Origin of the sequence: Pseudoalteromonas sp. HL-AS1 (assembly GCF_031198785.1) — a bacterium.
Taxonomy (GTDB): Bacteria; Pseudomonadota; Gammaproteobacteria; order Enterobacterales; family Alteromonadaceae; genus Pseudoalteromonas; species Pseudoalteromonas distincta.
In genome coordinates this window covers 895,944-908,732 of the sequence record NZ_CP133569.1, presented here as the reverse complement: position 1 = coordinate 908,732, position 12,789 = coordinate 895,944, and the positions used below count along the sequence as shown (strand labels likewise).

At 38.0% G+C, this 12,789-nt stretch carries 11 protein-coding genes and 1 riboswitch; of the genes, 5 read left to right on the top strand and 6 right to left on the bottom strand.

Annotated elements, in window-relative coordinates; translation table 11 throughout:
• The first annotated feature begins 1 nt into the window (after window position 1).
• Together RB214_RS04255 and msrA are read left to right on the top strand one after the other, a co-directional pair.
• Window positions 2–3,100 carry an efflux RND transporter permease subunit gene (locus RB214_RS04255; protein ID WP_309168446.1) on the top strand — a complete coding sequence of 1,033 codons (3,099 nt, stop codon included), beginning with the start codon at window positions 2–4 and terminating at the stop codon, window positions 3,098–3,100.
• 85 nt (window positions 3,101–3,185) lie between these two features.
• Window positions 3,186–3,722, top strand: coding sequence for a peptide-methionine (S)-S-oxide reductase MsrA (gene msrA / locus RB214_RS04250; protein WP_309168445.1), 537 nt, complete (start codon window positions 3,186–3,188; stop codon window positions 3,720–3,722).
• A gap of 236 nt (window positions 3,723–3,958) precedes the next feature.
• Here msrA and RB214_RS04245 read toward each other — a convergent pair whose 3' ends face one another.
• From RB214_RS04245 to RB214_RS04235, 3 genes are all read right to left on the bottom strand, one after another.
• A complete protein-coding gene (locus RB214_RS04245) occupies window positions 3,959–5,809 on the bottom strand; it encodes a TonB-dependent receptor domain-containing protein (RefSeq protein WP_309168444.1) in 1,851 nt (616 codons plus the stop codon).
• A gap of 36 nt (window positions 5,810–5,845) precedes the next feature.
• Window positions 5,846–6,030: riboswitch (cobalamin riboswitch) on the bottom strand.
• 54 nt (window positions 6,031–6,084) lie between these two features.
• Window positions 6,085–6,879, bottom strand: a complete 795-nt coding sequence (locus RB214_RS04240) for an ABC transporter substrate-binding protein (RefSeq protein ID WP_309168443.1) — start codon at window positions 6,877–6,879, stop codon at window positions 6,085–6,087.
• Between the two features lie 203 nt (window positions 6,880–7,082).
• Window positions 7,083–7,565 carry a YajQ family cyclic di-GMP-binding protein gene (locus tag RB214_RS04235; RefSeq protein WP_309168442.1) on the bottom strand — a complete coding sequence of 161 codons (483 nt, stop codon included), beginning with the start codon at window positions 7,563–7,565 and terminating at the stop codon, window positions 7,083–7,085.
• 152 nt (window positions 7,566–7,717) lie between these two features.
• Here RB214_RS04235 and RB214_RS04230 point away from each other — a divergent pair, with 152 nt between their 5' ends.
• Window positions 7,718–8,071, top strand: a complete 354-nt coding sequence (locus RB214_RS04230) for a VanZ family protein (protein WP_007581666.1) — start codon at window positions 7,718–7,720, stop codon at window positions 8,069–8,071.
• On the top strand, window positions 8,064–8,966 hold the full coding sequence (locus RB214_RS04225) for a 2-dehydropantoate 2-reductase (RefSeq protein ID WP_309168441.1): 903 nt from the start codon (window positions 8,064–8,066) through the stop codon (window positions 8,964–8,966). The genes RB214_RS04230 and RB214_RS04225 overlap by 8 nt, the downstream gene beginning before the upstream one ends.
• A 25-nt stretch (window positions 8,967–8,991) precedes the next feature.
• On the opposite strand, the gene thiI is transcribed toward RB214_RS04225, so the two are convergent.
• Together thiI and RB214_RS04215 are read right to left on the bottom strand one after the other, a co-directional pair.
• Window positions 8,992–10,449: a tRNA uracil 4-sulfurtransferase ThiI gene (gene thiI, locus RB214_RS04220; RefSeq protein ID WP_309168440.1), complete on the bottom strand. Its 1,458-nt coding sequence runs from the start codon at window positions 10,447–10,449 to the stop codon at window positions 8,992–8,994.
• Window positions 10,450–10,546: 97 nt separating this feature from the next.
• The gene (locus RB214_RS04215; RefSeq protein WP_309168439.1) at window positions 10,547–11,200 is read right to left on the bottom strand and encodes a TetR/AcrR family transcriptional regulator; all 654 of its coding nucleotides are present in this window, start codon (window positions 11,198–11,200) and stop codon (window positions 10,547–10,549) included.
• 198 nt (window positions 11,201–11,398) lie between these two features.
• Here RB214_RS04215 and coaD point away from each other — a divergent pair, with 198 nt between their 5' ends.
• Window positions 11,399–11,890, top strand: a complete 492-nt coding sequence (coaD, locus tag RB214_RS04210; protein WP_309168438.1) for a pantetheine-phosphate adenylyltransferase — start codon at window positions 11,399–11,401, stop codon at window positions 11,888–11,890.
• A 32-nt stretch (window positions 11,891–11,922) separates the two neighbouring features.
• Here the strand turns inward: coaD and RB214_RS04205 are convergent, their stop codons facing one another.
• Window positions 11,923–12,441: a hypothetical protein gene (locus RB214_RS04205; protein WP_309168437.1), complete on the bottom strand. Its 519-nt coding sequence runs from the start codon at window positions 12,439–12,441 to the stop codon at window positions 11,923–11,925.
• Window positions 12,442–12,789: the final 348 nt, after the last annotated feature.

Genomic DNA, 12,789 nt, shown 5'->3' with positions numbered 1-12,789 from the left:
CGTGAAAATTACTGATACAAGCGTTAAACGCCCCGTTTTTGCCATAGTAATTAATTTACTGCTTCTTACTTTTGGTCTGGTTGCATTTACTATGCTGCCCCTTCGTGAGTACCCTGATATTGAAACGCCAATAGTAAATATCAGCACTGAATACACTGGCGCGTCTGCTGAGATTATAGAAACCAAAATAACGCAAATAATAGAAAATCGAATTTCCGGTATTGAAGGTATTAAAAGTATTAACTCTTCGAGCCGTAATGGGCGCTCAAACATTACCATTGAGTTTGATATTAACCGCGACATAGATGCTGCATCTAACGATGTACGCGAACGTGTAGCACGTGCGCTTGATAGTTTGCCCGATCAGGTGCGCCCACCAGAAGTGTCAAAATCAAATAGTGATGAAAGCCCTATTGCATGGTTTGTATTAAACAGTGAAACAATGGACTCGTTACAGCTCTCTGATTACGCGCAGCGTTTTATTGTTGACCGCTTAGCCGTAGTAGATGGTGTATCTAACGTGCGTATTGGTGGTGAGCGCCAATACGCTATGAAAATTTGGCTAAACCGCCAAGCAATGGCTGCACGCGGTATTACCTCAAGCGATATTGAAAATACACTGCGTACAGAAAACGTTGAATTACCTGCTGGCGAAATAGAATCAATAGATCGCGACTTTACCGTGCGTACCGCACGTAGTTATAAAGATCAGCGCGATTTTAAAAACCTTGTTATTAAACGTGGTGAAGAAGGTTATTTAGTGCGTTTAGGTGAAGTTGCCGACGTAAAATTAGAAGCTGCCGATGACGAAAGCTTATTTCGTGGTAACGGGCGCAACATGATTGGCCTAGGAATTGTAAAACAAGCTAAAGCAAACACGCTTACCGTAGTAGACAACGCACGCAGCGAACTTGAAAAAATCAAACGTAACCTACCTGAAGGCACCACAATTCAAGACAGCTACGATTCGTCTGTATTTATTAAAGAATCAATTAGTGAAGTTTACAGCACACTTGCCATCTCTATGGGTTTAGTCGTACTCGTTATATTTTTGTTTTTAGGCAATATACGAGCAACGCTTATTCCTGCGGTTACCGTACCGGTCGCACTTGTTGGTAGCTTTATGTTTTTATTAGCAATGGGCTACTCAATCAACTTACTAACTTTACTTGCCTTAGTACTGGCTATTGGTTTAGTAGTAGATGATGCCATTGTAATGCTTGAAAACATTCACCGTCGTATTGAACTGGGTGAGCCGCCATTACTTGCTGCATATAGAGGTGCGCGTGAAGTTGGTTTTGCCATAGTAGCAACCACGCTTGTACTAATATCGGTGTTTGTGCCATTGGTGTTTATGGATGGCCGTATAGGGGCATTATTTACTGAGTTTGCAATGGCGGTGAGTGCTGCCGTATTTTTCTCAAGTGTTACAGCGCTTACTCTTGCACCAGCCCTGTGTTCTAAAGTACTTAAAGTATCAGACAAACCAAATAAATTTAGCCAATGGATGGACCGCCAGTTTACTAAAATTGAAGTAAGTTACCGTAATTCGCTCTCCACTAACATAACCCGTAAATGGGGCTTAATGGTGAGCTTATTATTAGCGGGCTTTGTTAGTTACTCGTTGTTTTTACAAGTTCCCTCTGAGCTAACGCCAAAAGAAGACCGTGGCACGTTCTTTATTATGATGAGCGGCCCTGAGGGCGCAAGTTATGAAAATAATGCCGCTAATATGGCTAAAATTGAAGAACGCTTAATGCCTTACTCGCAAGCAGGTGAGCTAAGTCGCGTACTTGTTCGAGTACCTGGCTGGGGTGGCAGCGGCGGTGTTGCGATTGTTGGTATGGCCGATTGGGATAAGCGCAAACGCTCAACATGGGAAGTAATGGACGAAATAAGCGGTAAAATGCAAGAAGTTACCGATGTTCGTGCATTTGCCATTATGCGCCGTGGTATTGGCGGTGGTGGTTCATCTCGCCCTATTGAGTTTGTATTGCAAGGTAATGATTACGCTCAACTTGCCGATTGGCGTGACCGTATAATTAAGCGTGCCGAACAAAACCCAGGTTTAGTAAGAATCGATCATGATTATAAAGAAACCTTTCCGCAGTTTTTAGTCAGCATAGATAAAAACAAGGCCGCTGATTTAGGCGTTTCTGTATCTGATGTAGGCCGTACACTTGAAACAATGCTTGGCCAGCGCCGTGTTACAACCTTTATTGACCGTGGTGAAGAATACGATGTAATTTTAAAAGGGACTAAAGAAGACTTTACTAACCCTACTGACATTTCAAATATATATCTTAAATCACGAAGCGGTGAACTAGTCCCACTTGATAGCCTTATCAGCTTAAAAGAAGAAGCAACCGCATCGCGCTTAAACCGATACAACCGTATGCGCGCAATTACATTAAGCGCCAACTTAGCCGACGGTTATACGCTTGAGCAAGCGCTTAACTTTTTAAACGAAGTAGCCGCGCAAGAAAACGATATAGATGGCGCCGTAGATTACAAAGGCGAGTCGCAGCTTTATTACGAAGGCGCATCAGCGATGACCTACGTATTTATACTTGCACTCACTGTTACCTTTTTAGTACTGGCAGCGCAGTTTGAAAGCTTTATGCATCCGTTCGTCATTATGCTTACCGTACCACTTGGTTTAATGGGCGCTATGTTCGGACTTTGGGCTACAGGACTTACCTTAAATATTTACAGCCAAATAGGTATTGTCATGCTCATTGGGTTAAGTGCTAAAAACGGTATTTTGATTGTAGAATTTACTAACCAACTGCGCGATAAAGGCGTTGAATTTACTGAAGCTATTTTGCAAGCAGCAACTCAGCGTTTGCGCCCTATTATTATGACCTCGCTGACTACGGTTATGAGTTCGGTACCTTTAGTACTTGCTTCAGGTCCGGGCGCTGAAAGCCGTATGGTGATAGGTGTAGTCGTGTTTACTGGGGTTATTGTATCGACCCTACTAACTCTTTTTGTTGTACCTGCTGCATATTATGCACTTGCACGTAACACTCAATCACCTGAGTTTTTACAGCAAAAATTAGACAAACAAGCCGCTGAAAAACCTTTCGAAGAGATCTAGCCTCTTAATTGCGCCGTAACCTTGTTGTTGCGGCGCATACAATTTATGCTCGCCTTTAAACCCCATATACATTTTAGGAATACTTATGAGCTCAACAACGCAATTAGCAACATTTGGTGGCGGCTGTTTTTGGTGTATAGATGCAGCATTTAGACGTGTAAATGGCGTACTAACCGTAAGCTCTGGCTACACTGGTGGCGAAACTGACGCCCCAACATATAACTCTGTATGCTCAGGCACAACCGGTCACGCTGAGGTTGTTAAAATTGAATTTGATGCGGCTGTAGTTAGCTTTGAAACACTCTTAGCAATGTTTTTTACTTTGCATGATGCAACGCAATTAAATCGCCAAGGTAACGATATAGGCACGCAATACAGAAGCGTTATTTATTACCATGACGACGCGCAATTAAAGCAAACCAATGAAATGATAGCCCAATTACAAAACCACGTTAGCGAGCCAATAGTGACAGAGGTTAGCCCAGCTACAACGTATTATCCGGCAGAGCATTACCATCAAGATTACTATAACGAAAACCCACAGCAAGGTTACTGTAGTATTTTAATAGCACCTAAATTACACAAGTTTGCAACCGTATTTAAAGAGTTCTTAGCTGATTAATACCAATCTGCATAAGTATAGAAGCTATTTAACGATAATAAAATTGCGCTCTAACTAGGCAAAAATTTTATATCTAGTGGTTCTAAATAAAAATTTATAACGACGTTAGCGTATGATTTAATCGGTTAAACTGTTTAGAGGTCTATGCAGGTTGGTATAACTTAAAAGTAAACAGAAAATGCAAAAAGCCCGATAACTTATCGGGCTTTTGTATTTTTTATAACTAAATAATAAACTTAAAACTGGTAGCTAATCCCAGCAAATACTTGCCTGCTGGGTGCATTGTAACCTAAAAGCTCACCACTTGCGGCAAAGCCAATACCCGCAGTGAAATACTCTTTATCAGTTAAGTTTTCAATACGTGCATGTAGCGCTAGATTATCTAATAGCTGATAGTTAGCAGCAATATTAAACACAGTAAACGCTGTGATTTCTGTATCGTAGTATGAAATTGAATCGCGAGATGAGCGATATAGCATGGTTAGATTGGCGTCAAAATGTCCCCAATTTTTAGTAAGTGTATAATTAAATGCTTCAGATGGACGACGCGCCAACTCTTTACCCGTAGTTTCATCCTCTGTATCTAAAAAACTTAAGTTAGCGTTATGTTCAAACCCTAATGCGCTAAATTCAGCACTAATTTCAACCCCTTGCATAGACACACGCGCAACATTTGAAGGTACATATTTCCCCAAACTAGCGTCATATTGGTTTTCAATTAAGTTGGTAATATTATTATCAAAAATAGCAACATCGTAACGACCCCATTTTGTTGTAAGCGTAATGCCCAGCTCATTATTCACAGCCTCTTCGGGCCTAATATCGCTGTTACCTACATAATAGAGGCTATTCGTTACAAACGCATTCACCAATGATGGTGCTCTAAATGCTGTACCGTGACTTGCACGAACACTAATATATTTATTAGCTTTATAACCAACACCTGTGCTGTATGTATTAGCGCGACCGTGGTAATCGTAATCATCGGTTCTAACAACAGCACTAGCAAGCCATATGTCATCGTCATAAAAAGCACCAATAAATAATGCTTTATTGTCGCGTTTTTCATGTAATGAAGTTGCTGTAGAACCGGATAAATCTTCTTGTAATAAATTAACACCGCCACTTAATTCTAGTGTTTGAGTTAAAGTATATAGACCACGATATTCTGCTTCAAAACGTTCAGTACTATAAAAAGTATTTACTGCAGTTCCTGTTTGCTCATTTTCTTCTTGCGATAAACTGACTGAAACACCTTGATTATAATTTTGAGAGCTTTTTTCCCAACCTAATTTAGCGATGTAGTTTTCAAAATCATAAGCGTCGCTAGAGTATGCCGAGTCGTATTCGCCCTCACCTTCACTATACTGTGCCTGTGCACTAAATTGACCAAAATCTTCAGTATGATAGCTTAAGTTAAAACCAATATTTTTATTTCTATAGCCATCATCATCATGATCTTTAGTAATTGCAGCAGCAGGGTCTTTTTCAGTAACATCAAAGCCATCTGTTTCTTCATAACCTGCATTGTATTTAAAGCTCAAAGCATCTTTAGCTACCCCACCTGCTAGCTGATAGTTTGAGTAACTATTACTACCAAATGTTGCAGATAAAGTATTATTAATTGCATCACGAGTAATGATGTTAATAACTCCTGCGATTGCATCTGAACCATAAATGGCCGCGCGAGCACCTTTGATAACTTCGATACGTTCAATGCTATTAACTGGGATATTAGTAAGCGACACACTACCCGAAGTCGCATCACTTATCCTAACACCATCCACCAAAACCAATGTGTATTTTGCCGACGCGCCACGTACAAATACATCCGCTTTTTGCCCAAAGCCCCCATTACTTACAATATCAAGACCTACAACTGTATTTAAAATAGAGGGTAAATCGCGTACGTTACTTGCTTCTATTTCTGCACGGTCAATCACATTTACACTTGCTAATACATCATTGATTGACTGCTCAAACTTATTAGCTGTAACGGTTATTTTTTCAATTGATTGTTCTGCGCCAGACACAGAAAATGAAAGCGCAGCAGAAATTGCAACGCCTAGAGCTGTTTTGTTTAACATGAAGTCCCCTACCTTTGCCCACCGCAAAGATTTAAGTAAGTAAGATTGCATCAAGGCCGGTCTCCGGACTCAGTAAGCACATAAAAACATGCAATACTCTACCGTTGCGGGGGCAGTGTTGGGCTTGTAGTCATCATGAAAACACACCAACTTCCCGATTATCCTGCTAAAAAAATCATTACATGAAGTGGCTAGCAAGCACCTTGAAAATATGCCGTCATTGTGAGCATTTTGTTTACAAATGTCAATGGACGTCTATATAGCTAAAAGCTATTTCAGTTCAGTGCTGTATTATTATAGCTTGAAGGAATACCGTACTTATCAAGTAGCTTCTGAAGTTGCATTTGTGTAGTAGGTAAATTTAATATTTCATCCATTTTGCGACTAGATATTTTATTTGATTGTGAGTTAATCAAAAAATGTGTTTCATACACTGCATCTGGTACGTCACTCTTAAATAGTAAATCCATATTTAAGATATTCTGCTTTTTAAAATACTGATAAGCAATACTGTTTAAAACCCCGACTTCAGCGCGCCTTAATAGCAGCATTTTAACTACATTGAATTCATCAATTGTTAGGCTTACCTGGTGCTCTTCTCTCAAGTATTCGGCATTTGTATTAAATCCTGCAAATTGATACGAGTACCCTAAAACCCCAACTTTGGTTAATTTGTCCAGATTGTCAAAATAAGTTTGTTCTGATGCATTCTCTTTGAGTGTATAAAGTTCGTTTTTGGTGATGGTATAAAATTCAGTGTTTTCAATATTCTCCTGCGATGCTTGTGGCAACCATTGCATTGCCATTAAAAATAAAACGTCGAAGTTATTTTTTTCAACAGACAAAGTAAGCCTTTTTACACGTAAAGAAATAAGTATAAAGTTAAATTCCTCCTGTGCGTCGTTTAAAATATTAATAAACTCAGGAGCAAAGCCCTGCTTTTTTTGCGCGTTAATAATAATCGGAAAGTAGCCATCTTCGACCAATACATCAATATCAACTGACTTTGATAAGCTTGGCTTGGCAAATATAAGCAAAACAAATAACAGAAATAATTGATGGAGTCTCATTTTAATACCTTCTAGAGTGAAGTTTTTATTATATTCAATTAAATATAATAGCTTAAATATCAAAAAGTGGATTAATACATGCAGAACTACGAGAGGATAAGGTGGGAAAGTTGTAAAAAGATTAAGTAGCTTTAATCTGTCTGCAAATATAGACAAATTAAAGCACTTTTACTAAAAACAGTTTATTAAAAACAGTTTATAAATTAATCGCGGAAATTTTTAAACTGAAAAGGCTGACCTAGCTCAGCACTGCGCACTACTTGCATAGCCTCTTGAAGTTCGTCACGTTTTTTACCCGTTACACGTACTTCTTCGCCTTGAATAGCAGCTTGAACTTTAACTTTAGAGTCTTTAATGGCTTTAACTACTTTTTTAGCCATGTCCTTTTCGATACCTTGCTTTAAGCCAACGTTACGAAATACATTTTTACCTGCACGGGTAATATCTTGAAGCTCTAAGCTTGATACATCCATACCACGCTTAGATATTTTGTTAGCTAAAATATCAAATAATTGCATAACCTGAGAGTCTGCTTCAGCTTTAAGCTTAATTGTTTTGTCATTTAGCTCAATAGATGCATCAACGCCTCTAAAGTCAAAGCGAGTCTCTAGCTCACGATTTGCATTATCAACTGCGTTTTTAGCTTCGTTCATTTCTACTTCAGATACAATATCAAATGAAGGCATTGGTTTGCTCCTAACTATTTAATCTTAATTTTATGTGGCAATTATAACGCTAAAATTATAAATCTTTACATTTTTCTGCATCTTGTTCAGGTGCGATATTAAATTAGTTTGATATACTTGCGCCTCTTTTTTAAGCGATTTTAGGATTTGTCGTGACAAGGCGTGTTTATCAAGCAATTTTTTTAATCAGCATAGTAGCTTTTACCTTTTTATTTGCCAAAGAAATAAAAGGTGGCGTTGTAAATTTATTTCCTCATGTTGATAAAGTCGCCCATTTTGGGATTTTTTTTATACTAGCCATAATAATGGATAAAGCGTTTAAGCTTCCTTTATATGCGCAAATACTTTTATTGGCAGGTTATGGCGCCTCTATAGAAATAATGCAAGACGCACTTCCATATAGGCAAGCATCACTCGGTGATTTTTTTGCTGATTTTGCAGGTGCCGCAAGCTACTTTTTACTTAGAGTAATTTTTACACCTCGAAAAAAGAACCCATATGGCTAATATTTTAATTGTCGGCGATGGTGCTATTGGCTTGTTACTTAGTCATTTTCTAAGTGCGTCGCATAATGTCAGTGTTTTAACTCGCAAAAGCCCAACAAATACCCGCTTTTACAGCAGAGCTAAGGGTGCATCAAAAAAAATTGACGCAAAATTTATTTCATTAAATCAGCTAGATAAAGCAACTGAATTTGATGTAATTTTATTTACCGTTAAAGCTTTTCAAGTGCTTGATGCGTTTTCTCAAATAAAGCCACTTTTACCGACACATTGCTCTGTTGTACTTTCGCATAATGGAATGGGCAACGTTGATGAGATAAATAACCAGCTAAACACTCATCAAGCACTCTACTTTTTAACGACAAGCATAGCGGGCTTTAAATCAAACCAATATATTGTGCAACACACAGGTGAAGGACAAAGCGTTATTGGTGGCTGTAATGAGCTTGCACTTCAAAACAGTGCGCCAATAGCTGATATTTTTAAAGTAATACCCAATCTAAAGTTTACTAATAACATTCAGCAGCTTCGTTTTGAAAAGCTACTCGTCAATATTGCCATTAATCCATTAAGCGCTTTAAGTAATGTAAAAAATGGCGAATTACGTGCACCTAAGTACAATACAATAATTTTTAATGCACTCACTGAAGCATGCAATATTGCAAAGGCTCAAGGGCTTAATATCCCATTAATTAAAGCTCTCAATACCGCTTATAAAATAATGGAGTTAACCGCAAATAATTACTCATCAATGCAGCAAGATATAGCTCACAATAGAGAAACTGAAATATCAGCTATATGTGGCTATATTAGCCAACAAGGTAAACTTCACAGTATTCCAACGCCTTACAACGATGAGTTGTTAGTTAAAATTCAGGCAAAAAAAAGCGTGGTATAAACCACGCTTATATAAGCTTTTAACTTTACGGGCGATAAACTTTTACAGTTTCGAAGCCCTGTTCGTGCAGCATAAGTGCCTGTAGTTGGCTCATTACGCCTCTGTCACAATATAAATAGTAGTCAGTGTCTTTTGGTAAATCACCAAACTTAGTAGCCAAACGGAAGAACGGCAAATGCACCACTTCAACACCATCGATTGCAAGCGGTGCAGCTTCTTCTTCTTCTGGTGAGCGAATATCAATTACTACAGAGCCTGCAGGTAAATCAGCAACCGACTCAGCCTCTTTTAGCTCTTGCTTTGCTTCTACGTCAATATCGCGTACATCCATTATGCGCGCGTTATTTACTACGGTATCTAGCACATCAAAATCGAACTTTTCTTCTTCGGCTTCTATTACTTCAATTTTGGCTTTAACTGTCGGCTTTTTAGAAATAACACCACAATATTCAGGCATCGTTTCAGCCATTTCAGCTGTACCAATTTGGCGAGCAAGATTAATAATTTCTTGTTTATCATTTTGAATTAGCGGGCGTAAAATAAGCGTTTCAGTAACGCGGTCAATCACGCTTAAGTTCGCTAATGTTTGACTAGATACTTGGCCAATACTTTCACCAGTGACAAGCGCCTGAATGTTTAACTTTTCAGCCACTACACTTCCTGCTCGCATCATCATACGTTTAAGCACAACACCCATTTGGCTGTTTTCAACGTTTTCTAAAATTTCAGCAACAACAGGTTCAAAATCAACTGTTATAAATTTCACTTTATGTGTTGAGCTGTATTTTTTCCATAAAAAATAGCTCGCTTGCTTAACACCAATCTCGTGCGCTGCGCCACCTAGATTAAAGAATAAAAAGTGCGTACGTGCGCCTTTACGAATCATTTGGTAACTTGCTACGCCAGAGTCAAAACCACCCGACATAAGCGAAAGCACGTCTTCTTGCGTTGGTAGTGGAAAGCCCGCCATACCAAAATGCGTTTGCGAAACAATGTAAGCTTTATCGTCTTTTACTTCTAAGCGTATTGTTACTTCTGGACGGCTAAGCTTAACGCTTGCGCCTTCAATATGTTGATTTAGCCCACCACCAACATAACGCTCTAAATCAGTCGAGGTAAAGTCGTGTTGGCCTATACGCTTAGCACGCACACAAAAAGTTTTACCCACAATTGTGTGACCCACTAACGCTATTGTTTTTTGATAGATATCATCGAGAGTTTCAAATTGCGTCTCAGTTACTTCAATAAACTGAACGATACCAGGTATGCGTTTAAGGCTGTCGATAAAATCAAGGCGAACTTGTACATCTTCAAGCTTTGTAACAACTGAAATATTATCCCAGTTATTTCTTACTTGTACTTTTTCGTCAAGACGTCGCAATACAATTTTAATGTTATTTTCTAACACTTTAGTAAAGCGTTTACGGACCGAACGGCTTTTGATGGCTATTTCAGGATGTAGTTTGACGATAAATTTAAGCATAGTTCACTCTTAGACTGCGGGAATTCGCGCTCCCAGGCATTTGGCGCGCGATTATAGCAAAAAATTCAGCGTCTAGGAAACAACCAAAGGGCAACGGCTAAACAACAGTTGCGGCTTGTTGCGCTAACTCAGTGTATTTTTCGCGTAATAGGTTCATTTTATCAATACTTTTATCGGTACTGTACGCTCTAAATAATGTAAGTACTTTTAAAATACCGTGATATATATCTTGCTCAGCAAGGGTACCGCTTGGCCTACGAGCCTTAATATAAGGCGTCCAAAAGCTAACAGTTAACTTTAGTGTATGGGCTAAATCAATGACATCTTGCTCATCAATAGCAATCATTTCACTATCGCGAAGACCTAGAATAATTTTACGAACTTGCTCTAATAACTCTAACTGAAAATCAATGTAAGCTTGTTTTAGCTCAGTGTCTCTGGCGAGTATATCGCCAAGATTGTCGTAAAAAAAATGGTAACGCCACATCAATTCAAATAACGAATCTAAATAAGCCGTTAAATGATTAAATGCATCATCATCTTTATTAATAGGTTTAAAGTGAGTATTTAAATGATCACGATACAGCGCAAAAATATGACGGATAATGTCTTCTTTATTTTTAAAATGATAATAAAGATTACCCGGGCTCATCCCTAAGTTTGATGCAATATGATTTGTCGTTATTGCACGCTCACCATTTTCGTTAAACAACAAAATACTGGTGTGTATTATTTTATCCTTGGTATTCATATGCTAATACTCAAATTATCTATAGGCTACATTACACTCAAAAGAGGTAAACAGTATAAACAAATATGAATCATTAAAACACTCAAACCTTGGACTGACCTGCTCAAAGAAAGTAAGTGTTTATATGCTTTATTAGCTAGGCTGCTTTGTGGCATAAACACTGTTAAACTAGCGCTAAAATCATAAATAGTGAACATTATGAAAGTTATTGCAATTTACCCGGGCACCTTTGATCCACTAACCAATGGTCATACAGATCTGATTCAACGTGCAGCTAAAATGTTTGATACCGTATTAGTTGCGGTTGCGAACAACCCAAGTAAAAAACCCTGTTTTAACCTTGAAGAACGTGTTGAACTTGCAAACTCTATTTTAAGTCACTTAGATAATGTTAAGGTCATTGGTTTTTCTGGCTTATTGGCTGACCTTGCGCGCGATCACAATGCTAATGTGCTTATTCGTGGTATTAGGGCTGTATCTGATTTTGACTATGAATTTCAATTAGCTAACATGAACCGCCGCCTGAATCCTGATTTAGAAAGTGTATTTTTAACACCCGCAGAGCGAAATTCATTTATTTCATCAACGCTCGTTAAAGAAGTAGCACGTCACAATGGTGATGTAAGCGAATTTGTAGATTCTGTAATTGTCAAAGCTCTAAAAACTAAACTGGGCTGTGGTGCCCAATAACACTTCCCGAATTAGCGCATAACTTGTATGCGCTAATTTGGCTTTTGTATAGATGATGATTTTAATTTTTTAATTAACCAAACAAGTTTTAGCAAATCTTTATTGATAATTAGTATTAGCGCCATAGTGATATCAATAATAGGCATAAGAAAACCATACAGCATCCACAGCCACCAAAAGTCCCAATTGCCATAAAGAGTATTATCAATATACATGCTCATAAACAGTGAGGCATTGATACCAAGCCCTACAATAAGATAATAAAATCCGTACGGTATTTTGCGTCCTAAAAAAATACGCCACATAAAAATAACGGTAATTGTTAGTACATCAAATATAAACATCTTTAAATGCGGAGCTGCAGTAGTTATGTCCATAAATAAACTAAGTGTGTACGAAGCCATCATAATAAAGCTAAGGTGAACTCGGCTTTTATCTTGCTTATTAATGGCAATTGATAGAGTGAACAAAAAAGAAAAAACAAACAGCCATGTAATAAGTATTCCAAAATATTCGTTTACTGAATTTAATTGCCAAAATAGCTCTTCCATTTTACTAAACCTTCATTGTTGCATGTGCTTTTTAAGATAACTCAAGTAATGTTTTAACCTAATTAAACCCAATAGATCCTTATTAGTAGTAAGAACCAAAACCATTATTAAATCAGAAGTAATTTGTCCAATTACGTATAATGCCCAAAACCACCAATAGTCTAAATTACCTAAAATAATGCTATCGTAATGCATGCCATAGAAAACGAATGCATTAAAACTTAACCCTGTAATAAGGTAATAAAACGCAATAGGTATAGTTTTACTAAAAAAATTCGCCACCAAATCAAAAATACAATGGTCACTACATCAAATAAAAAAAGAGTTAGGTGGGGTGTTTCACTTTGC